Consider the following 22,193-nt stretch of genomic DNA (forward strand, 5'->3'; position numbering starts at 1 on the left):
CTGGGCTTGTCGAAGTGTACCTATCGGCGCGCATTGTCCTTCGACAGGCTCAGGACGAACGGCGGTTCGCTCGCCCTCTTCAGTCCGCAAACAGCAAGACCGGCGTCTCGAGCAGGTGCTTGAGCGCCTGCACATAGCTGGCTGCATCATAGCCATCGACCACGCGGTGATCGCAGGAGATCGACAGGTTCATCAGCTTGCGCGCGTGAATCTCGCCGTCGATGATCATCGGGCGCTCGACAATCTTGTTCGGGCCGATAATCGCCACTTCGGGTCGGTTGATCACCGGCGTGGTCGCGATGCCGCCGAGCGGGCCGAGCGAGGTCAGCGTCAGGGTCGAACCGGTCAGCTCTTTCGCCGTCGCCGTACCGTCGCGCGCTGCCGCTGCCAGACGGGCTATTTCTGACGCCAGTTGCCAGACATTCATATCCTGCGCGTTGCGCAGCACCGGTACCATCAGCCCCTGCCCGGTCTGCGTGGCCATGCCGAGATGGACCGCACCATGGCGGGTCACGATTCCGGCCTCGTCATCATAAATCGCATTGAGCATCGGAAATTCGGGCAGCGATTTGCAGATCGCGACAATCATCAACGGCAACATGGTCAGTTTCGGCCGGTCGCCGCGATTGGCGTTCAGATCGGCGCGCATATCCTCCAGTTCGGTCATGTCGATTTCGTCGACATAGGAGAAATGCGGAATATTCCGTTTCGAATCGGCCATATTCTGTGCAATTTTGCGCCGCATTCCGATGACTTTTATCACCTCATCGTCACGTTTTTGCACGGATCCGGCCGGACGATAGCCCTGCCCCGACCCGTAGTTCAGATAGGCGTCGAGATCGCTGTGCCGGATATGCTCGCCCTGCGCCTTGACCTGGCCGAGATCAACGCCGAGATCGGCGGCACGTTTGCGGACGGCCGGCGTGGCGAGCACTTTCTGCCCGGCATTTTCGGTTGCGGGACTGTCTGAGGCCACGGGCGCATCCGCGACCTGCTCGGTCTCGGTCCGAGCTGTTGGATTTGTTGAAACAGAAGTTTTTTCTTCTTTATTTTCAATATCTTGCTTGTCATTTATAGAGGCAGGCCTAGCCTGTTCCGCGCTATCGACTACGGCATCGGATGCTTCCAACTCTTCCAGTTTCTCGGCATCCACCTCGCCCTCTACCTCAATCTCGACCAGCATCGAACCGATCGCGATAATGTCGCCTTCCTCCCCGCCGATAGCAACGATCTTGCCGGAAACCGGCGCTTCCATCTCGACCGTCGCCTTGTCGGTCATGACATCGGCCAGCTGGTCATCCTCGGCCACGACATCGCCGACCTTGATATGCCATTTGACGATTTCCGCTTCGGCAATACCCTCGCCAATATCAGGCAGATTGAATGTATATTTGCTCATGATTTCAAGTCCCTGACAATTTTCTCCAGCGCTTCACCGATCCGTACCGGTCCCGGGAAATAGGCCCATTCCAGGCTGTGCGGATAGGGCGTGTCAAATCCGGTGACCCGCTCGATCGGCGCTTCGAGATGATAGAAACAGCGTTCCTGCACCAGCGCCGACAGCTCCGCACCAAAGCCGCTGGTCCGCGTTGCTTCATGCACGATCAGACAACGTCCGGTCTTCTTCACCGACTGCTCAATCGTCTCGATATCGACCGGCACAAGCGTCCGCAAATCAATGACTTCGGCGTTGATCTGGTGCTCCTCGACCACCGCCTTGCAGACATGGACCATCGTGCCATAGGCCAGAACCGTCACCGCATCGCCATCGCGCACGATATTGGCCTTGCCCAGCGGCACGGTATAATGGCCCGCCGGCACTTCGGCCTCGGCAAATTTCGACCAGGGTTCAACCGGATTGTCATAATAGCCGGTGAACGGCCCGTTGTAGATACGTTTGGGTTCGAAAAAAAGCACCGGATCATTGTCCTCGATCGACGCGATCAGCAGCCCCTTGGCATCATAAGGCGTTGACGGAATGACGGTTTTCAACCCCGAAACATGGGTGAACATGGCCTCCGGCGACTGGCTGTGCGTCTGTCCGCCGAAAATGCCGCCGCCAAAGGGCGACCGCACCGTCAGCGGCGCTGTAAACTCGCCCGCCGAACGATAGCGCAGCCGCGCCGCTTCGGAGATCAGCTGGTCCATTCCGGGATAGATATAGTCGGCGAACTGGATTTCCGGCACCGGCCGCAGGCCGTAAGCGCACATGCCCACCGCCGCGCCGATGATCCCGCATTCCGAGATTGGCGTGTCAAAACAGCGCGTCTTGCCAAATTTTTCCTGCAGGCCGGCAGTCGCGCGGAAAACGCCGCCAAAATAGCCAACGTCTTCGCCCATGATTACGACATCGTCGTCGCGTTCCATCATCGTTTCGAGACCGCTGTTGATAGCCTCTATCATATTCATGACGGCCATTTGATTTCCCGTTCCTTATTGGCCTGTTCGGCTTGTTCCTTGAGATGCCAGGGCATGTCTTCGAATACGTCCTGGAACATGGTTTCGAACGGCTGGTGCAGACCGTGACCCAATATGCCGTTTTTGGCGGCTTCCTTGACCGTCTCCTTGACCGCTTCCAGACATTCGGCATCCAGAGCTTCCTGCTGATCCTCGCTCCACACTCCGCGCCGGATCAGGTGCCGTTTGAGCCGCATGATCGGATCACCGAGCGGCCATTCCTCGCGCTCCTGCGCGCTGCGATAGGCCGTGGGATCATCGGAAGTGCTATGGGCCTCGGCGCGATAGGTGAAATGCTCGATCAGGGTCGGCCCCTGATTGGTCCGCGCCCGCTCCGCTGCCCAGCTGGTAGCGGCATAGACGGCCAGCGGGTCATTGCCATCGACGCGAAGAGCGGCAATGCCATAGCCGGCACCGCGCGCCGCAAAGGTCGTCCGCTCTGCTCCGGCGAAGCCGGAGAAGGACGAGATCGCCCACTGATTGTTGATCACATTCATGATCACCGGCGCGTTATAGACCGCGGCGAAGGTCATCGCTGCGTGAAAATCACCTTCCGCGGTCGATCCCTCACCGCACCAGGCCGCGGCGATACGGTTGTCGCCCTTGCTGGCACTGGCCATCGCCCAGCCCACGGCCTGCGGATATTGGGTGGTCAGATTGCCGGATACGGTAAAGAAATTGAGCTCGCTGGAACTATACATGATCGGCAGCTGGCGCCCTTTCAGCTTGTCTGCCTTGTTCGAGAAAATCTGGTTGACCATCTCGATCATCGGATAGCCGCGGACAAATAAAATGCCCTGCTGGCGGTAGCTCGGGAAGCACATGTCATCGCCATGCAAGGCCATGGCGGCGGCAACCGAGGTCGCCTCCTCGCCAGTGCATTTCATATAGAAGCTGGTCTTGCCCTGTCGCTGCTGGCGGTGCAGCCGGTCGTCAAAGGTCCGTACCTGCACCATCGTGCGCAGCATCTTGAGCAATATCTCGTCATCCAGCTTCGGATCCCACGGACCGACTGCCTTGTGATCATCGTCAAGGACGCGAACCATGTCATAAACGAGGTCCTGCATTTCCCTTGGCGTGCTATTGATGTCCGGCCTTGCCTGAGCGCCGGCTTCCGGAATCTGCAGATCGCTATAGTCGACCGTATCGCCCGGACGGAATTTCGGTTCGGGTATATGTAATGTCAGCGGCGGCAAATTGCTTTGTATATTGTCGTCAGCCATCGGGCCTCTCCAGCAAGAATCGCGCAATTGCTGCGCTGCAATATTCGTTCAACCGGCTGTTACAATATTACAAAACCCAAATTAGGTCAATCTCCCTGCCCTTTTCGCCGGTCAGACGGCTACCGGCGCGGAAATATGCGCCTGGGGACGATAATCCTGGACCTCGAAATCACCGATATCATAATCAAATATCGAATCGGGCCTGCGCAGGATTTTCAGTTTCGGGGCACCGGATGGCGTACGCGCAATCTGCTCTTCCACCAGATCGGCATGATTGAGATAGAGATGGACATCCCCGCCATTCCATACCAGTTCCCCCGGTTCCAGATCGCATTGCTGCGCGATCATGCGGATCAGCAGCGCGGCAGAAAAGACGTTGAAAGCAAAGCCAAGACCAAGGTCGCAGCTGCGCTGATAGAGCAGTCCCGACAATTTTCCGCCAGAGACATAAAACTGGTAGGTCTTGTGACAGGGTGGCAGAGCCATTTGGTCCAGCTCGGCAACATTCCAGCCGGTAAAGATGTGGCGCCGGGACCCCGGATTGTTTCTGATACCCTCGATCAGGGCTGCAATCTGGTTAAATCCTTTTTCCTGCCGGCGATATAGTCCCTCGCCCGCCGGTGTATAGCGCGGCCAGTCGACCCATTGCTTGCCATAGACCGGCCCCAGATCTCCCCATTTTGCAGCGAAACCATCATCCTCGATAATCCGCTGTTCAAATGTGTCGCGATCCAGCTGCTCGCCGGTTTCCTTGCGATATTTGTCCAGCGGCCAGTCGGTCCAGATATGGACCTTCTGCCTTACCAGCTCGCGGATATTGGTGTCTCCGGTCAGGAACCAGAGCATCTCCCGAGCCGCCGTCTTCCAGAACACACGCTTGGTAGTGAGCAAGGGAATTGCCTCATCGGCGAGGTCAAAACGCATCGTCACCCCGAAAATCGCGCGCGTGCCAACACCGGTGCGGTCAATCCGCTCGTCCCCCTGCGTCCAGATCTGCCGCATCAGATCGAGATATTGCTGCTCATAATGCTGTCCGGGAATCAAACCATCAATCTCCTACCAATGCCCGGCAAACGCTAGACCGCAATGCTGATATGCTCAACCCAATCCGGCGGGAGATATTATCGGTACTGTTTGTTCGAGACAGGCTGAGGATGGCTTGAACCGCAAATCATCCTGGCATATAGGCAATATATCGCATCCGCAGCAGCGGATTAATAAGCGGATCGGGAAGTAGCTCAGTCTGGTAGAGTACTGCGTTCGGGACGCAGGGGCCGGAGGTTCGAATCCTCTCTTCCCGACCAATTTAGGTTTATCCATATATTACAATGAGTTAGATAAATATAATAAATGCGCCTCGTAACAGTCCTGCGTAACAGTTGTGGGTAAACCCATGGCAACGCGACCTAATCAAAAAACCGGACACAGGCGGAGTCGCGGACGTGAAGCGAAGCGTCTTTTACGCGATCGCGAGATCGTTAGAAAACTGCGGCTCCTGGTTACTGAAGCAGAAAGGCGACACGCTCAGTTTGGAGAAGCAATTGAACCACTATCAGTATTCTATGGGAAGGAGGACAAACCAGCTTCATGGGATTTGACTCCATTTCCGTTGGGCAAACAGGGAAACGGTAAACCAATGCCACAATGGGAAGACTTGTCCCAATGGATGAAGGTGACCATGGCTACCATTGTGTGCAATGAATGGGATCTTCTTACGTTCAACATCAACCTTCATCCAGGTCTCGAGTTAGAACTTGTCGCCAAGGGAAAAGTCAGACCCCATTTGTCCGAACGTGTCCGCAAGCACCTCTCGCGGTCAATCGGCGTCGGCAGAGAGTATTTTTTTGTCATCGAAGGCCACAGCAAGAACTCAGGAACGCCCACCCACCTCCACATGCATGGGGCAATTGCCACCTACGATGCGGCAGAGCGAAGAAAAATCGAGAACGCACTAGCCAAATCGGCCGGCCACGATGTGCGTGGAAATAGCCGCATTCCTCGAGCCGTTCATCTCGATTGGTTCAAAGTTATGCAGATTGCTTATCCGAATTACTTATTCAAATTCACTCTTCGGGATGATCCAAGATTGGATTCGAGACGGCTGGTAATGTCGCGTTCTATGACGCAAGCAGCGAAGATGTTCTGGAACGACATAGCACGGCCCGACCTAAGTTGAGAGCATTAAGCTGCAATTTACCTTGCTCGTCCTCTTCTCCTTACCTTAAATTTAGGCAAGAAGATGTCCAGAAATCTAGGGGCCATTTAGTCGACCATCTAAGATTGAACGAACGCGACAAGAAAGTAGCTTACCGACTAGCGCTGACGACATACCAAGGCACTGGTCCGGCTATTGCCTGAACATATTCAATATGAACCTTATTTTCTTCAAATCCTGCATCAATCAGCATTTGCGGTATATCCGCATCAGAAAAATCCATCCAGAAAGGTTCGTTATTATAGTCTCTCTGCCATGCGGAAACAAACCGCATGAAATTGTCAAGACGGCCGGTCTGGATTGGTACGTCCTGATGGATGCACAGGCCACCAGAACGCAAAAGCCTGAAGGATTCCCGCGCAATCGCGCCCATGTGCTCCGCAGCGACTTCATGAAACATGTTATGGCTGATGATCAGATCGAACGAATCATCCTCGAACCCTGTGTTCCCTGCATCAGCCTGATGAAAATGCACATTACCACCGACCAGCGTCGTCCGGGCACGGGCATAATTCAGCATACCCGGAGACAGGTCGATTGCATGGATTTCTGCGTCGGGAAAAGCATCAGAATAATCTGCGGTCTGGCCACCGGCCGAGCACCCCATTTCCAATATCCGTAGCGGTTTCAAATCGGGAAAATTGTCACGGATATAGGCGATCAGCCGTTGGCCCTTGGAATCGGATTTACCGATCCCCTGCCCCAGCGCATAAATATTACCGCCGGCCTCGTATAATATACCGGCCGCAATATCGCCTTCCGCGCGCTCCAGCATATAGCCGCCGGGCTGGCCGTGAATATGGGTTTGAAACTGATATGCCGGGATTTCAGTACCAGAGCGTTCCACGGGCGGGCTTTCCACCGTCGCGCTGACCGAATGAATACGATCATAGTCACGATCGATTTGCTCCGCCAGAACCCGCCACATACGGCTTTGTGAGGCTGCGTTGAACCCGGACCAGAGCCTGAAAGCCGCTGTCTGTTCAATCTGCTCCGGCGCCTGCTCGCCCAAATCATCGAACGCGGATTTCAACTTTTGCTGCAAAATATTGTTCACGCCCTTTTTGGATGCCAGAACCGCGAGCCTTCTGCTCATGCCTTCGGCATCAGTTCTGGGTTGCAGGGAATGTATATCGTCGCGCGCCATCAGATTGCTCCGCTTGTTTTTAAGTCAGAACCGGTGGTCGGATTGTCGAAAGTAGCAAGTAGCTTTTCGTCCAACCGGTACCAGTAAAGGAAAGCAATACTGCCAATGAACAATATTGCCGGAATGAAACTCGCACTCAAGGCAATTGCAAATAATGCGCTTTCCGGTTGCGCCATAGTTGCAGCAGCGCCTGAAATATAGCCCATCATGCCCAGAAAAATTCCGGTAATTGCGGCACCAATGGCATATGCGATTTTCTCTGCAAAAGTATAAGCACCGGCGTATATCCCTTCGCGATTTTCCCCGGTTCGCGCGGCATCAAATGCGATTGTGTCCGGCAACAGCGATTGCAGCATCAGGGTCAAGCCGCTGGCGGATATGCCCATCAGCACGCCCCGGGCGTGCAGCATCCACTGCGGGTCACCGTTTTCGACGAAAAACCAGGAAGCAGTGATCACCGCATAGAAGAACAGGCTGAGCGCAGCAGTTTTTCGCTTGTCGATCCGGCGGGCAAGCTTTAACCAAATAGGCAGGGCCAACAGCCCGAAAATCGTCATGACTGTCACCAATTGTCCGAGCGCGGAATAGCCTAACCCGAGGTTGGTGGTCATATAGAATGCGATCGCCGACTGAAAAAAAGCAGTGCCGGTCAACACACAGAATTTCGCCCCAAGCACCAACAGAAAGGGCCGGTTCTGAGCAATTGCCCGAAACTGCTCCGACAGACTGTATCGCCGTTGTTCGCGCTTGGTAAACCGCGCCTTTGCCGTCGAAAAATAGCTTGTGAGACCAGCTGCGAGAACCAGCCCTGCCAAAACCCAAGCCAGGGCCGCATGGCCATTCAGTCCACCGCCGAACCAGCTTACCAGAACCGGTCCAAAGCCAATGGCTAATAGCTGGCCGACCGAAATGCCCGCAACACGGAAAGACATGAGAAAGGAGCGTTCGTGATATTCTTTCGTCATTTCCGCCGGCATCGCGAGATAGGGGACGTTGAACACCGTGTAAGCAGCCGAATACCATAGCAAGCCGAACAGCACATAAACGGGCGAACCGATGGCCCAAGCCGGCGGTGCAAACAGAAAAAGCATGGAAGCGGCGCACATGAGACTGCCGAGCAACAGATATGGCCTGCGCCGACCTATCCGAGAACGGGTGCGGTCGCTGATCATCCCCATCAGAGGGTCGGTCACAGCGTCAAAAAGTTTTGCAATCCCCAGCAAACTGCCAGCCAGAACAATCGCTATTCCCATATAGTCGGTCAGAAACTTGAGCAGCAGCACATTTTTCACATTGAACAAAATGGCGATGTTGATCGTGCCAATACCCCAGCCCAATCCCAGTGCAAAAGGTAATTTCGCGCTTCCGCTCGGCGTCTTTTCGGTCATGTCATTCCGCCTGATCGACGTTGATCGCCGCGCTCAGACGGTTGAAAATTTGTTCGTAAAAAGCGGTGTGCACAGCCAGCCGCTGATCCAGATCACTGTCTGTAAATACATATTCAGCCACGCTACGCCCGGTCACATTGGCTCCATTTTCCGCGAGCCTGATCGCCACATCAAACCGATCCCGCTCAACGCACAATTGCTCCGCCAAAAGCAGGACCTCCGTGGTCAGAGCGGGGATCAGCTCATCGGACTTTTCCGTACCCGCGTTGATTTCATCGATAATTTCAACAATTGTCTGCACAAATTTTCCTTTTGAGGCTTCTCATCAATCGCCATGTTGCCGAAAGTCCTTGAAAGTTAGAACCTACGACAAAACCCCAGCGGAACCACATAAAATCTGTCGGAACATGGGGGTGGTGTCCTGAGCATTGTCATCGGAAAGCTCTATGAACGAAGCCTGCACGTCCCTACGCCCAGCCCACCGGTAACAACGACCGGCAGGACGGATATTTATCCTCAGAAATCAAACACAGCTTTCAACCCAACTTGCCGCTTTTCCGGAGGAGTGACAATCAAACCAAAATTACTGGAAAAGCCGAATAGGGATGAAGTCGAGAAATCGCCGGTTCGTGCTGCCGATAACAGATCGTCATTGTCGAGCAAGTTCGTAACAAACAATTCTAACCGAACATCTTCCGACCGGATACCGGCCCGCAAATTCATTCTGGTGGTATTGCCTATATAGGATAAATTGGCTTCCTCATTATAGGACTTGCCAGAATAATTGCCGTCCCAGACGATAAAATAATCCCAATCGGCGTTCAACTGGTCATCCCAGTTTACAGAAAAAGCACCACTCCAACGTGGGAATTTGGGAGATGTTTTTCCGGCGCAATCTGCGCGTCCGGATACATTGCCGACAACCACATTGGCGAATGGACAGGTAAAATCGATATATTTGCTTCTTGCATAATTTGCGGACAGCGTAGCAGACAGTTGATTAGAAATTTGAAATGCCGTCTCGAATTCCACGCCCCACAGTTTCGAGTTCCCGGCGTTGGTTTGCAGTGTCAATACCCGGCTCGCTCCGGTGGTGTCATTGGTAACAAGCACACCCGATCGTGTCTTTTGATTGGTCCATTTCATATAATAGCCGACGAGCGAAAAATTGACGCTGCGATTGAACAGCGACTGACGCCATCCAATTTCGTAATTTTTCAGCCGCTCCTCATCGTTGAAAGTGCCGACATCTCCAAAGACAGCCTTCACATCCTCCAGTTCAGACGGTGACAAGCCGGGAATGGCGGCGTTGAAGAACCCCGGGAGGTTTCCTTCTGAATAAGTTGCCCAAATTTTACTGTCTGAAGACGGAGTATAAGACAGTGTGGCGCGCGGCAGGAAATTCTTGAACGTTGCTTCAAAGCCGTCGCCCTGGGCGATTTTGTCGCGCTGCCACCGCCATTCGAAGTCGAGTGTCAAGTCATCGGTAAAATCATAGCCCATATACCCGAAAATACCCAGCGTGCTTCCTGTTTCGCGCGTAGGATCTGCGCTATAAACGACGATCGGATTTTCGATCGTTGGCGTACCGAATGGCGTTGGCACCCCCTGTTGTGCGAGATAGTCATAGACTAGGACCCCGCCGCTGCCGCCCTCGACATGAAGAATGTCGAGAAAGCTTGCGCCTACCGAGAAGCGCAGCCGCCGGTCTTCATCGGTGGAAAACCGGATTTCCAATGTATAGTCTTCGTCGAAAGCCGGATCTTGTTCAAGCCAAGCCGCTGCAGGCGCGTGGTCAAAGTCATGAATATAATCCACCGCTACGCGGTTATATCCCGCCAAGAAACTGATATTACTGTTCTCCAACAATCCGCTCGCTCCGCTGAGATTATAATCGAGCGAGCCGGATAGACGAAGCTGATCGCGATTCAGCCCCATCGAAGTGCGGCGGGGCACATTGCTGACCTTGGGACGCCCATTGGCTGTATCTGCAGAAAAGATGTCAATCAGTGCAGGCGTGAGAACAGTGCTGCCACCCACCAGTTGGTCCCAACTGAATCCAGCAGCATCAACGATTTCGTTTACATTTCCGCAGAAATAATCCGGTACCACACCGACACGACTGGGAATCAATGTGTTACAATTTGCCAGCCCCGGACCGGCGCCGAAATTAGCCAAGGACGAGCCAAGAAAAATTCCGTCATTCTGACCATCTCTGTCTTCACCGTAAAAACCCCGCACCGTCATTCGCAAATCCGGTGTGGGTTCGGCATATAGCGTCAAGCTACCGGTAAGCGTCCGCTCCTGCCCGAGACGCCCGCCGTCAGCGATGGACCGATATTGACCATTGGTTCCAAATCCGCGAACATTCATACGATATGCAACCGTGTCGGAGAAGAGCGGCCCTTCGTGGGTAAGCGCGACATCATAGAGACCATCTTCCCCGAGCGTTGTACTAACGCGCCCCTTGGGCGTAAATCCCGGCGTTTTCATCACATAGTTGATTGCTCCCCCAAAGGTTGAGCGACCAAATGTGGCGGACTGAGGGCCCTTGATAATTTCGACGCGTTCCAGCGAGTCCAGATCGAGGCTTTGAACCCCGGTCGCGACATAGATGCCGTCAAGAAAGATCGTCCCCACCTGCTGCGACGGCACCGCCTGATTGGTATCCATACCCCGAAAGCGGATTGCAGTGCCTACGCGACCAGGAATGAGCGTTGCCTGCTCGGTAAATTGGACCCCCGGCGTTCGCACGGTGATATCTTCGAGCGTCGTCATACCAAGCCGGTCAATCGATTCCGATGTAAAAACCGAGAGCGCCGATGGCGTATCGCTCAGATTTTCTGCTCTTCGACGTGCGGTGACGACAATTTCCTGAGCGCGAACCGGCTCGGCGACCACATCGTCACCTGACTGTTCAACATCTTCAACATTATCTGAAACTGCGGCGCGGGCAATAGACGAGCCAGCGGTTAAAAGTATAGATGCCGCAACAAATGATGCAGTATGAAGAAAATAACGCTTATTCATGACACAAACTCCCCAATATTGAGTTACAAAACTCAAATAATTTCACCCATGTTTTCAGAAATTTAGCAGTTCGGAAAAATACCGCCTGACAAGATGCTTCTATGCAGCCTTTTCATAGCCGCGATAAATGTCGATGTGGAAATCCCGGTCCCGAGCAAAAACCTTCACGCTTTCGCGCTGCTGAACGGCAACCCACCAGTCCTTGAGTGCCGAAGCCTCCTCTGGCCAGCGCGCACCCCATAATTCCTGATAACAAACATAGCGTTCGATAAAGGGCGCAAATGTCGCATCGACCAGCGAGAATTGGTCACCCATCCAATACGGTCCGCCCGACTCCTCAATGTAATCACTTAGATGAATCAATTCAGCATCAAGTTGATCGAGATTGGAAAGCTGCTTTTCCGCATCACGGCGGTCACGGATCAGCGCATGGCAAGCTGGCATGAGACGGTTGTCACAAGTGTTTATCCAGAACCGCGCCTGCGCTCGCCGCGTGATATCAGAAGGCAGCAAGGAAACATTCTGGAAACAATCCTCCAAGAACTCATTGATGATCGTCGAACCGACTATTGTCGAACTTTTATAGTTCAGCGCCGGCACCTCCCCATATGGAGAAATTTTCTTAAACCAATCATCAGCAGGTCTCAGATTAACATTAGTTTTCAAATATTCTATATCTTTTTCAAATAATACTATTTGAACACGTTGAGAATATGGGCATGTATCAAAACTATACAACTCAATCTCATTCATAATATTTATACCCCCGATATTATTTTTATTAATGTACATTCCAGAACCTTAGCCATATCACTGACGCATCATAGAAAATAAAACAAATTGTATTTTCTTATCAATTTGATAAATTATTTTTAATGACATTGGATATCCTAGATTCTCGTAAACTGAAATATTTTGCCACGGTTGTGGAATGCGGAAGCTTTGCCAAGGCAGCCGCAGCCCTGCACATCACTCAACCAGCGCTGAGCATTGCGATAAAAAAACTTGAGGAAGAATTGAAAACTCCGCTGCTGGACCGCAGTATCAAGCCGATAGGACCAACTATATTCGGCGAAGCTGTTTTTCGGTCCGCAACAACAATCGGTATTGAAAGTGCCCGATTACATCGCGAATTGCACGATGTTGCCGATCTTAACAACGGATCGGTTTCGATCGTCATTGGAGCCACTTTCCCTTACCAGCTCGTACTCGAAACACACCGCCGGATACGCGAGACTTATCCCAATTTTGCGCTAGTCGTGGAAATGGGAGGGTATACCGTCAATCTGGATGCCATGCTCAATGGCGAACATGATCTCATCTTCAGTCAATTGCCACTTAACCGATCCGACTTGCGTGTTAACCACAAAGAAATCATGCGAGACCGATTCGAGGTTGTTTGCTCGAGCCAACATCCGCTTGCGAAACTCAAGGCGCCTGACGTTGCCGATCTCGTCAAATATCCATGGGTAAGCGGGGGACCGTTGGATGATTTTCTGCCCGGCTGGTCAGCTCTATTCCAGAAGCACGGTCTCACCGCGCCCCGTGCATCAGTCAACACTTTGACGCTGGCGATTACTCATTCATTACTCCAAAGTCATGATTGTCTGACGATGCTTCCAGTGAAAAGCATTCAAGCGGAAATAGACGCTGGGCTACTGACATCGCTAGACATTCCCGAATTGCACTGGGATCAGATCAAAGGCGTGTCGTGGGCCAAAAACCGCTCGATGCCTCCAAGCGTAGACTATTTTTTACGATGCTTTTTCCACGAACAAACTTTTCTGGATTCGCGAGATTGAGCGAACCGGGCAGCAAACTGCGCCTACTTCTATCTTTAATGTTGATGGAGAAAGTCGACGACACCGATACTGGCAATCTTGTAAAAATTATGTGATCAGATGGATTTTCAAGCTTGAATGGGCCTGACCGTCACCCCCGAAGTGACGCAGCTCTTTTCTTAGGGTAATGGTTACAGCCATGTCGGCAAATCAAGAAAGCGCCAGTCCTAACGATTACTCCTCAGTAATTGGTTCGAAACATTGTGCAGTGGTAGTGGTACATTCTTATCATTCGATGCCGATGTGTGCTTCAAAACCATAAGTTGACGAATGTTATACGGACATTGATCGATTTCGGCTCCTTTGTTCTGCCCTTCACCGGGGAAGCCAGATTTTACCAGAAAACCGCTATTTCTTGTCGACAAGCAAAATTGACCGCCGTTGACCGGTCAACCTGGCCGTCAGACCTGTCGAACCCATCACGAAGCCACCCGCTTCCACCGCGGGATGCACCTATGCTGTGCACATCTTAAACAGCAAAGGAGATGCAACAGCATGAGAATGAAGCTTTACCAACTGGAGATCAAACGCGTCAGCGGCGCGGTGAAGGGTTATATCCTCGCCCCCTCCGAAGCGCGCGCAGCGGAAGTGGTTTTCGAGCTTATCAGGCCGGATAATCCGGAAGGCAATGATTTCACGCTGGCAAGGGTTGATGAAACCATCGCCGATGAAATGCCCGACGGCCTCCATAACCTGCTCGAATACGCACCGGTGGGCATGGCCAGCTACAGTCATGTTATCGGATGGGTCAGTCATGTGGCGAAGCTTCCAGCGCTACAACTGTTCAGGATCGAGGAAGTGAAAGGGTCCGAGACCTTCATCATTGCACCCGATTCCGATATTGCCAATGCGATCTACATAAACAGCGTCACATTGGTCGAGGGCGAGCCCAAGCTGTTTCGAATATCGAACGGAGTTGCCGATCTGCCTGCCGAGCGTATCAGAAACCTGAACAGCATGCTGGAGTTCGGACCCGCCGGTGTCGTGACGTTTGACGACGAGCATGGCTGGTCACTGGAACAGTAAAACTTGTCTTGAAATAGCTTGCCCTGAACTGGTGTTCCGGTTCGGGGCAAGCCTGATGCGTTGTGCTGGGGTCATCTGATCTGTTCCTATCGTAAACGTCCGCGCCAGGGATTTCGTTCAAACATTCCCGAACGCGCATACCTTGAAGATAACAGAGCCTGCAGGTGAAAAGCCACGGCTGGTTTTGCATATAAGGAGATATATGGAAGTCCTAGGAGGATTTAGCCCGTAGTACCCGGATGGCGCCTATCAGGCGCTGCTTTTAAAGCTTGTGCCATCCAGTGGGGTGCCAATCGCTATAAAGGAAGCCCGATCAGAAAAATCATAGTGACAGACCAAATACTAAATTATCGCCGTCTGCACCTACGCAAATGATAGATATTTGGTGAAGTCGCCTCATGTCCGCATTGCGCCCTCATAGCGGCCATTCAAGTTGCTGCATTTACCACCCAAAAGCTACCGTCCGCTTAGGATCACTGGGATGGAGGCCACGTGACCTAGACGTCATCGCCCAATCCTTCATTGTAGAAACGAGACGCATCGACATGGTCGCAGAGATTGGAAGGACGATAGGGCCTCGTCCCGTCGGCATGTGGGACCGCTTCTGCTGAGAGACGATCAACGACGGTGGAATGCAGATCAGCCTCCTCGTATACGTAGCGGGGTTTCCTGCTCCACGTCAGACGTTCATAGGTGAACCTGCGCAGCCAACTAGGCTGTACGTCGAGGGCGCGTCGGCGTTCGTCGTGTTGGAGTCCCCGTGGATCGGGCCACGTCCGTAGCAGATCATCTCTCACCTGCACCCGGCCGGGTGACGCGACCTCCAGTTCTTCCAGCATCCACCGCAACGCGATGTCGGACAGTCGGGACTCACTCTCCGGATAGCTGCCGCCCACGTCGGAATGGTTTCCGGCGAACCAGACCTGCTTCAGCCAGTCCTTCCGCCCGCGGTCCTCATGCCACTTTAGGTCGACCGGCCTTCCCCAGCCGACGCGTGGGAATTTGCGCCTGTCCTCGTCGACCGAGAGCGCGTGCCGCAGGAACGGCACCTCCCGATCGATATATCGGTCGTAGTGCTTGCCGGACCACCATGCCATGTGCCCGACGCGGATCCCGGTGAGCCAGTCGACCGGATTCCACAAACGTAGCCTGCGATTTGGATCCTCGAGAAAATATTTGAACTGGCTGGCCCATGCTCGGGCGACCCAGAACAGGCCGACCGCCGGCAGCAATGCGAGAAGGGCGCCGACCAACCAAGACATCTTGAACCAGGTGAAAACGGCGACACCGAGGAGGGCGAGGAAGCCGATCATGGCCAGGATCGATGCGGTTCGGCTTCCGAGCGCAGCCACGGTGTCGAACACACCGACGAAGTAGGGCTGGACGTTGCCTTGTCCTTCACCATCCGCACCGGTGCCTTCCGAGCCGTAGCGGCGACGGAACCGTTCGGCCTTGCTCTCTCGCTGATGCTCGAAGCGCGACCTCTTCCGGCCGGCACCGTGATTATAGACGTAGCGCACCGCGTCGCCGGCGATCTTGCGCAGCGCGGGTCCGTGCCGAGGGACTGGGGTACCCCGACCGTCCGTCGTGGGCACACCGCACAGGTTAAGCACGTTGGCGAGGGAACGAACGGTGTAAGCTCCGCGGCTGAATCCGAACAGATAGATCCGGTCGCCAGGTTCATAGCGCGAAATAATGGCCTCGTAGCAGTCGATGACGTTCTCATCGATCCCAGTGCCGACCGCCGCCGCTAGGAAGTTGCGCGTCCTGCGGAAGGTCAGCCCGCCGGTCTCACCGGCTCCGAGGCCGGGGTCATAGAAGGCTGTCTGCCGCGACGGATCGATCGGAGAGTCGGGCCCCGACCTCATTGCGCGATACATCTTGTAGACGTTCGAGAGACGCTGGTCAGGTCGGAGACCGCCGATTTGGCCAGTGCCATCCGAGAATATCAGTATGTTCTTCGTCATATCGGTTCCATCCCGTTCTGTCCTGCCCCTACCGCCGTGCGAGAGCATTCCTTCTCCACCAGCCGCGTCATGCCGCCAGCGGGCATTCGCGCATCGTGCCGCAGCACTGCAGATTCTGCGTTCGGAGCTCTTCGACGAAGGCTCGTTCGTGCCGGCGTCGGACATGCTCCAGCCTGACGAGTTCCTCGACCGATGAGCGGTTCGGGCAGTCGATCCTGAGCATCGGGTAGTGTTCGTGACGACAATCGTCGCGACAGGCCCGACGTTCACAGGATCGGCGCGAGAAGGGTGCATGGAGCCGCTGGCATCCGCGCGGGCAGGCCGTGCGAGCGTTAGCCAGCCGCCTTCCCTTGTCGACGAGGCGGGGCAGCTCGCCCGTCAGCCAGCCGTCCTCTCGGAACATGGACGAGGCAATCTCGGTGCTCCAACCCAGCCGTGCAGCGATCTCGTCTATACGCAGCTGCGGTCCGGCCGCCTTCCCGTGCGACATCTGCGCCTCCAGTGGCCATCGCCCAAAACGATCAGCGAACTGCTGGTGCTGCAGAAAAGCCAGCAGACCCTCCCACCACATCATCGCCTCGTCCTCCGTCACCGGTGCACGATGCGAGCCTACGAACAGACAGAATGTCGCATCGGGGTTCACATGCCGCTCCGCGCAGAATGCGGGGATGTTACGACCGGGTTCGGCCTCCCGGACCTCGAGGTGTCGACCGCTGTGCTTGACGTGCAGCTGGTAGTCCAGTCGGCCCGGAGTGCCGTCACGCTCCGGTGGTGTGGCGCAGATCTCGCGTTCGGAAGCGAGTCCCTCGACAGTGGCCCATCTCGGTCGGGTGCCCTCTATGAGCGCGAACGTCGTCACGACGTCATGTGGGCCTTGGGCACCGCGGTCGAATTCACAACATGTGCCCTCGGTACCCGACCGGGGGTCGAGAGGTTTAGTGAGGTAGCCATCGCCGTGGCGACGTCTGCGTATGTCAATTGCCCCGCGCTGGCGTTTTCGTCGACAAGATCCTCGATCTGCCGCGGCAGGTGACTACGGGCCACCGGTCCGAGCAGGGTCTGATCCTCGTCGCAGCCACGCTGCATGCTCTCCGACATGGCAGTCGCCTTGCTCGAGGCTAGGCGGACAGACCTGACACCACGGATGCCGACACGAGTGATGGGAGTGGGGCCGTATTCGACACCGATGGACAGGCCCAGCGAGTCCAAACCCTCTAACTCCTGCCGGCAGATCTTGAAAGAGGAGCGGAGCGCTCCGGCGCAGGAAACCGCAGCGGTGACAGTCGCACGGGCATCCGTCTCATGGGTAGTGCCTTCAGCCCCCACTGCGTGGATACAGTCCCCGATGAAACGGACCTTGCGTCCTCCGAAGTCCTCCTCGACGACGTTCTGCAACTCCTGCCTGATGACGTAGAGCGCCCGCACCGCCGCGGGGATCTCGTCCTTCTCGATCGCGGCATCGATGTATGCGGTATATCCCGAAAGGTCCGCGAACATCGAAGCGAGGTCCATCCTGACCGAGTTCGAAGGCGAAAGATCGGCAAAGTCTATCTCGCTCAGTGGAGGGCAGCAGCGATGGAATTCGAAATTTGGTTGGGTCGGGTCCGGAACGCTCCTCGCCTCAATCTGCTCGCGCCACTCTTTGATCGTGCCGCGTCGCTCTGCGGCCTTCGCCACTTCGGTGACGAGGGGAAAGGAGCTTTCCAACATCCGATCAATGACTTCGACGTCGACACTTGACCAGTCGTCAAGCACGGACGCATTCGCCAATCCGATTGCGGCGCGAACCCTAGCCGACAGGAATATGCCGGGTTCGTCGCCGTAGGTCAGTTTCGCCGCGTGGTTGGCAGGACTGCCGAGGAACATCGGTTCCTGCTCGAGACCGGTGCCGTTGTTGATCGCCACACACGGTCCGACGTCGATACCAACACGGAAGCGGGCGTCAAAGGAGCTTCCGGCTAGTTCCCGGTTCGCCTCCTCGGCCACCCTCTCGAACTCGCGCACGAATCGCAGCGCCCTGCGCATCGCTGCCGGACGTCCCTCGACGCCGTCCTCGTTAAGAACGACGGCGTGCATCCTCGCGCCATGGAAGTCGACACGCTGCGCATCTGTGCGCTCGGTCACGCGATCGCACGTGCTGTAGTAGAAGTGGAGGAACCCTAGCGCCTTAGCATGCGAGGCTTCAGTCTCGCGACCCTCGTCCATCCTGTAGTCGTCGTAGTTCGTGATGGTGATGTAGATTTGGACCGTGTCGGCGAGGACGGCCTCGCCTTTGTCCAGATCGAACAAGGGCGGCGAGACCGCCCCGGAGCCGGCGAGCGTCTTCGCCATCCTCGCTTCGTAAAGAGGACGATATTCGTCGGAGAAGCGGCTGACCGATATCACGGGAGCCTCCTCGATGAGGTCACGCACGCGCCTCACCGCTATCGGGTATTTCCAGGCCATACGAATCTCCTTGTCCAAAGCGAATCATCAGTGCTGCTAAAAAATAGCACTACCACACTTTAAGGGAATATGCTATAAAGTATGAGAATGGGAGGAAGATGGGATGCTCGAAGGGCGGAAAAACGCGAGGAGACTGGAGTTCATAGAGTTCCAGCTAACGTGGCGTGGCCGTGTCGGACGTGCCGATCTGCAGGACCAGTTCTCGATCTCGCCGCAGCAGGCGACCAACGACCTTAGCGAGTATTCCGAACTCGCTCCGCGCAACCTTCGCTACGACCCCAGGCAGCGAACCTACGTACGTGACGAGCGCTTTAGACCGAGGCTCACGAGAGGATCACCGCTGGACTACCTCACCCAGCTCGAGCTCTGCGCGGCGGACTATCGCAACCGTAGCGAGATTTGGCCCGACCCCGTGCCGCAGTTCGAGACGATGACGACGACAACTCGGCCAGTCGCACGCGAGACTCTCCAGCTCATGTTGTCTGCGATCGAGACCGGTGGCATCCTTGAGATGCAGTACGTCTCGCTAAGTTCGGATGACGAGGAGGTACGTAGAATTGCGCCACATGCCTTGGCGAACGACGGGCATCGTTGGCACGCGAGAGCCTACGATCTAGACAAGGAGAGGCACTCCGACTTCGTGCTTTCGCGCTTGGACGCCGTGGCGGTGAGTGAAGGGGGCGGCGAGGCGGTTCCGGATGACAAGGCGTGGAATACACTGGTCACGGTAAAGCTACAACCCGAAGACGGGTTGGGCGACCGTCAGCGCGAGAGGCTCGAGATCGAATACGGCATGGATGACGGCCGCATGGACCTGACCGTCCGGAAGGCGATGCTCTACTATTATCTCAGGCACTACGGCTTCGACCCGCGACCAGTGCGCGGCAAAACCATGCGCAATGTCAGCAGTTTCCGCCTCGCGATCGCGAACATCCAAGAGGTCGAGAAGAACCTCGAGAGAAGATCGTGAAATTCCTCAGCAAAAAAGGCGGGCCGTTGATTGAGGCTTTCCAAGCCAATAACGGCCGCCGAGTCCGCGATACGCTCTTGCGCAACCCGTGCGTGGGCGGCGATCCTACTATAGCCGACCTGATTCTAGAGAACAGGCAGATAGTATCGTTATCCGAAGGCGAGAAGTTCATTGAAGTTGGCGACGACGCCGACGAGGTGTTCTTCATCCTCCATGGGGAAGCGGTCGTAGTGCTTCCCGGTGGGCAGCGCCGCGTCCGTAAGTCTCCCACCCAGGTCGGGGAGATGGCTGCGCTTGACAGAGGCTCGCCGAGGAGCGCGACTGTCAAGGCCGGCAAGGGAGGTCTCGTCGCCCTGAAGGTCGCCGCCAATCGACTCACCGACATCTTCGAAAAGCACCCCGAAGCGAAGGAACGAATGCGTTCGGAGATGGCAGAGAGGCAAAGGGAATTGATTGCGGAAAGTAAGGGAAGTTCGACAGTGGGTTGGGCTGGCTGGACTATCCTGTCGATCGCCGCCGGTCTGTTCGTGGCCGCTGCGGTTTGGCTTGCTGCGACTTGGACTGACACGGAGACGTTCTTGAAGCTGGGTCTGACGACCGGGGCTTTCCTGGTGACGTCCTACATGGTCTATACGCGCAATCCGGCATTCTTCTGGCGCCGGATGATCGGCTTCGTTATCCTCGCTGTGCTGGGAGTATTCAGTATCCAACGGTCGGTCTCGCTGGAAACCGGGCAGGAGGAGCGGACATTCAGTATCGGCATCAGTTCTGAGGGCGTAGTAATGAGCGACGGTGTCCAGATAGCCCTCATCGTAGCAAGCACACTGATCGTCACGCTCTTTGGCTATTTCGAGCACCGCAGGATGGAGAGGGCATGAGGTAGGCCTTGAGTTAAGATGTCCTCTAGGCCCGGAGTTGCTCCAATACCTGACGGTCCGCAACCGGCACAGTTGCAGCGGGTCTGAAATGCGCCCTCATGGCAGTCATTAGGTCTTCATTCTTATCTCCCAAAAACCGACCATTCATGGAGATTAGCGTCGAATGACCCATATCGGGTAGATTGCCATTCTCCTGCTTCCGATAAAAAAATCGAAGATGACGGCTAACCGTTAAACCATAGATCAGCTTATGGAATGCTAGGAGCCGACATTACGAGCTCGGCAAGGGGGTGCGTCTCATCCATGCTTATACAGTGCTGAACCCAACGATGAAAATGTTGCAGACCGCCTTCATTGCGTCCGAACTGAACGGATTTTTGCAGGCCGGACAACAGGATATGTTGCTGATCCTTGGACATCGGCAAATCCTCCTCTCTGACGACATGCGCGATAAATGCCGTCAGCTCGGCGCCCGCAGCGCGGTCCTCGTCATTTTGGCGGTGCTCATGGAGATAAGTCTGAATTGTAACCGACTCACCCACTGAATTTCCTGGCAACACCTGTGAAATAATCACACCCCGGCCACCCTGAAAAAAACTGTTAATCGAGACATTGGGGAAGAGTATCCATTCCCCCGAAAAGAGAGGTTCCGTGGACCATTCCTCCTGAGAGAGGCCCTCGAGAAAAGCGATGCTATCCGGAGCCGACGACTCACTCCGTTTGCCGACATGGCGTAAACGAAAATGGGGGCCATGATATTGATATTGGGCAGCATTTGCTATTTCTGTTCCGAACGTCTTCCGATGAAGAACCGGGAGATGGTAGAATTCCAGATGAGCATCGAATGCTAGTTTCCAGTTTGTACCCTCAAGGGTGGTGCGGTGACCAAAGTGCCAGTTTTCAAACCCGAAGCCACCAAGCATCTCTGTAAATTCACCCAAGAATGACGAAAAATCAGCGGGTGCGTCAGGGTCTAGGATGGCCCAGATCAAACCTGATTGTTCATGCACGGGAAAACTGAGCAGGCCATTGTCGTCCGGATCAATGTCTCCGAAACTTTCGCGAGCGGCAATGCCTATAAGATTGCCTTCCCGGCCGAAGGTCCAGCCATGATAAGGACAAGTGAAGCGTGCGGCCTTGCCGCAGCCCTTCGCGACCGGACTGGCACGATGCGGGCAACTATTGAGGAAGGCGCGCGCCAACCCGTCCTTTCCACGCACGAGCAGGACTGGGACACCTGCAATATCCATCGTCTTGTAGCTTCCGGGTTCAATCAACTCGCAGCTTGCCGCGAGCATCAGGGGCAGTCGCTTGAAAATCCGCTCCTGTTCGGCAGCGAACTGCACCTCGTCCGTATATTTACTGGCATCCAACGTTGCCACTTGGCGCGCACGTCGAACGGTACCCGCATTCCGGAGGTCCAGCATCTCCTGTGTATCGGCGTAGAGTTTTTGCTTCGCTGCGGCTTTCATCGGCGTTGATACTCCATTTTTGTCACCCTTAATAAAGAGCCATAAAACCGAGTCAATCTTAAATGTAACATTGATATAAATAAACGGATGTGGCATCCGGAGAGCCTAGTGCCGAACCTTTGGCGCGAATTATG

18 protein-coding genes and 1 tRNA gene are annotated in these 22,193 nt (G+C 55.0%); 6 read left to right on the forward strand and 13 right to left on the reverse strand.

Features of this window, described 5'->3' with window-relative positions; genetic code table 11:
* Positions 1 to 79: 79 nt before the first annotated feature.
* From ACHZCJ_RS04900 to thyA, 4 genes are all read right to left on the reverse strand, one after another.
* Positions 80 to 1,399, reverse strand: coding sequence for a dihydrolipoamide acetyltransferase family protein (locus ACHZCJ_RS04900; protein WP_321324380.1), 1,320 nt, complete (start codon positions 1,397 to 1,399; stop codon positions 80 to 82).
* Complete coding sequence (locus ACHZCJ_RS04905) at positions 1,396 to 2,409, reverse strand: alpha-ketoacid dehydrogenase subunit beta (RefSeq protein WP_321324996.1); 1,014 nt, start codon at positions 2,407 to 2,409, stop codon at positions 1,396 to 1,398. Before ACHZCJ_RS04905 ends, ACHZCJ_RS04900 begins: the two co-directional genes overlap by 4 nt.
* A complete protein-coding gene (locus ACHZCJ_RS04910; RefSeq protein WP_321324382.1) occupies positions 2,406 to 3,680 on the reverse strand; it encodes a 3-methyl-2-oxobutanoate dehydrogenase (2-methylpropanoyl-transferring) subunit alpha in 1,275 nt (424 codons plus the stop codon). The genes ACHZCJ_RS04905 and ACHZCJ_RS04910 overlap by 4 nt, the downstream gene beginning before the upstream one ends.
* A 111-nt stretch (positions 3,681 to 3,791) precedes the next feature.
* On the reverse strand, positions 3,792 to 4,724 hold the full coding sequence (thyA, locus tag ACHZCJ_RS04915; RefSeq protein ID WP_394700042.1) for a thymidylate synthase: 933 nt from the start codon (positions 4,722 to 4,724) through the stop codon (positions 3,792 to 3,794).
* 183 nt (positions 4,725 to 4,907) lie between these two features.
* Here thyA and ACHZCJ_RS04920 point away from each other — a divergent pair.
* Together ACHZCJ_RS04920 and ACHZCJ_RS04925 are read left to right on the forward strand one after the other, a co-directional pair.
* Positions 4,908 to 4,984, forward strand: a tRNA-Pro gene (locus tag ACHZCJ_RS04920).
* 89 nt (positions 4,985 to 5,073) lie between these two features.
* Positions 5,074 to 5,856 (forward strand): hypothetical protein, encoded by a 783-nt coding sequence (locus ACHZCJ_RS04925; RefSeq protein ID WP_394700043.1) that lies wholly within the window; start codon positions 5,074 to 5,076, stop codon positions 5,854 to 5,856.
* A 130-nt stretch (positions 5,857 to 5,986) separates the two neighbouring features.
* On the opposite strand, the gene ACHZCJ_RS04930 is transcribed toward ACHZCJ_RS04925, so the two are convergent.
* The 5 genes from ACHZCJ_RS04930 to ACHZCJ_RS04950 form a co-directional block, all read right to left on the reverse strand.
* Entirely contained in the window at positions 5,987 to 6,991 is a 1,005-nt protein-coding gene (locus ACHZCJ_RS04930; RefSeq protein WP_394700044.1) for a methyltransferase domain-containing protein, read from the reverse strand.
* Between the two features lie 50 nt (positions 6,992 to 7,041).
* Positions 7,042 to 8,430, reverse strand: coding sequence for an MFS transporter (locus ACHZCJ_RS04935; RefSeq protein WP_321324388.1), 1,389 nt, complete (start codon positions 8,428 to 8,430; stop codon positions 7,042 to 7,044).
* A gap of 1 nt (position 8,431) precedes the next feature.
* Positions 8,432 to 8,731, reverse strand: a complete 300-nt coding sequence (locus ACHZCJ_RS04940) for a hypothetical protein (protein ID WP_321324390.1) — start codon at positions 8,729 to 8,731, stop codon at positions 8,432 to 8,434.
* A 215-nt stretch (positions 8,732 to 8,946) separates the two neighbouring features.
* On the reverse strand, positions 8,947 to 11,460 hold the full coding sequence (locus ACHZCJ_RS04945) for a TonB-dependent receptor plug domain-containing protein (RefSeq protein ID WP_321324392.1): 2,514 nt from the start codon (positions 11,458 to 11,460) through the stop codon (positions 8,947 to 8,949).
* 99 nt (positions 11,461 to 11,559) lie between these two features.
* Positions 11,560 to 12,213 (reverse strand): glutathione S-transferase family protein, encoded by a 654-nt coding sequence (locus ACHZCJ_RS04950; RefSeq protein ID WP_321324394.1) that lies wholly within the window; start codon positions 12,211 to 12,213, stop codon positions 11,560 to 11,562.
* A 122-nt stretch (positions 12,214 to 12,335) separates the two neighbouring features.
* On the opposite strand from ACHZCJ_RS04950, the gene ACHZCJ_RS04955 reads away from it, so the two are divergent.
* Positions 12,336 to 13,262 (forward strand): LysR family transcriptional regulator, encoded by a 927-nt coding sequence (locus tag ACHZCJ_RS04955; RefSeq protein ID WP_321324396.1) that lies wholly within the window; start codon positions 12,336 to 12,338, stop codon positions 13,260 to 13,262.
* Positions 13,263 to 13,796: 534 nt separating this feature from the next.
* Entirely contained in the window at positions 13,797 to 14,327 is a 531-nt protein-coding gene (locus ACHZCJ_RS04960) for a hypothetical protein (RefSeq protein WP_321324398.1), read from the forward strand.
* A gap of 497 nt (positions 14,328 to 14,824) precedes the next feature.
* Here the strand turns inward: ACHZCJ_RS04960 and ACHZCJ_RS04965 are convergent, their stop codons facing one another.
* From ACHZCJ_RS04965 to ACHZCJ_RS04975, 3 genes are all read right to left on the reverse strand, one after another.
* Positions 14,825 to 16,294 carry a DUF2235 domain-containing protein gene (locus tag ACHZCJ_RS04965; protein WP_321324400.1) on the reverse strand — a complete coding sequence of 490 codons (1,470 nt, stop codon included), beginning with the start codon at positions 16,292 to 16,294 and terminating at the stop codon, positions 14,825 to 14,827.
* Positions 16,295 to 16,361: 67 nt separating this feature from the next.
* Positions 16,362 to 17,153, reverse strand: coding sequence for an E2 domain-containing protein (locus ACHZCJ_RS04970; RefSeq protein WP_321324402.1), 792 nt, complete (start codon positions 17,151 to 17,153; stop codon positions 16,362 to 16,364).
* Positions 17,150 to 18,739, reverse strand: coding sequence for a hypothetical protein (locus tag ACHZCJ_RS04975; protein ID WP_321324404.1), 1,590 nt, complete (start codon positions 18,737 to 18,739; stop codon positions 17,150 to 17,152). Before ACHZCJ_RS04975 ends, ACHZCJ_RS04970 begins: the two co-directional genes overlap by 4 nt.
* A gap of 103 nt (positions 18,740 to 18,842) precedes the next feature.
* Here ACHZCJ_RS04975 and ACHZCJ_RS04980 point away from each other — a divergent pair, with 103 nt between their 5' ends.
* Complete coding sequence (locus ACHZCJ_RS04980) at positions 18,843 to 19,709, forward strand: WYL domain-containing protein (RefSeq protein WP_321324406.1); 867 nt, start codon at positions 18,843 to 18,845, stop codon at positions 19,707 to 19,709.
* Positions 19,706 to 20,587: a cyclic nucleotide-binding domain-containing protein gene (locus ACHZCJ_RS04985; RefSeq protein WP_321324408.1), complete on the forward strand. Its 882-nt coding sequence runs from the start codon at positions 19,706 to 19,708 to the stop codon at positions 20,585 to 20,587. Before ACHZCJ_RS04980 ends, ACHZCJ_RS04985 begins: the two co-directional genes overlap by 4 nt.
* Positions 20,588 to 20,835: 248 nt before the next feature.
* On the opposite strand, the gene ACHZCJ_RS04990 is transcribed toward ACHZCJ_RS04985, so the two are convergent.
* Complete coding sequence (locus tag ACHZCJ_RS04990; RefSeq protein ID WP_321324410.1) at positions 20,836 to 22,155, reverse strand: aromatic ring-hydroxylating dioxygenase subunit alpha; 1,320 nt, start codon at positions 22,153 to 22,155, stop codon at positions 20,836 to 20,838.
* Positions 22,156 to 22,193 lie beyond the last annotated feature (38 nt).

Origin of the sequence: uncultured Parasphingorhabdus sp. (genome assembly GCF_963677535.2) — a bacterium.
Taxonomy (GTDB): Bacteria; Pseudomonadota; Alphaproteobacteria; order Sphingomonadales; family Sphingomonadaceae; genus Parasphingorhabdus.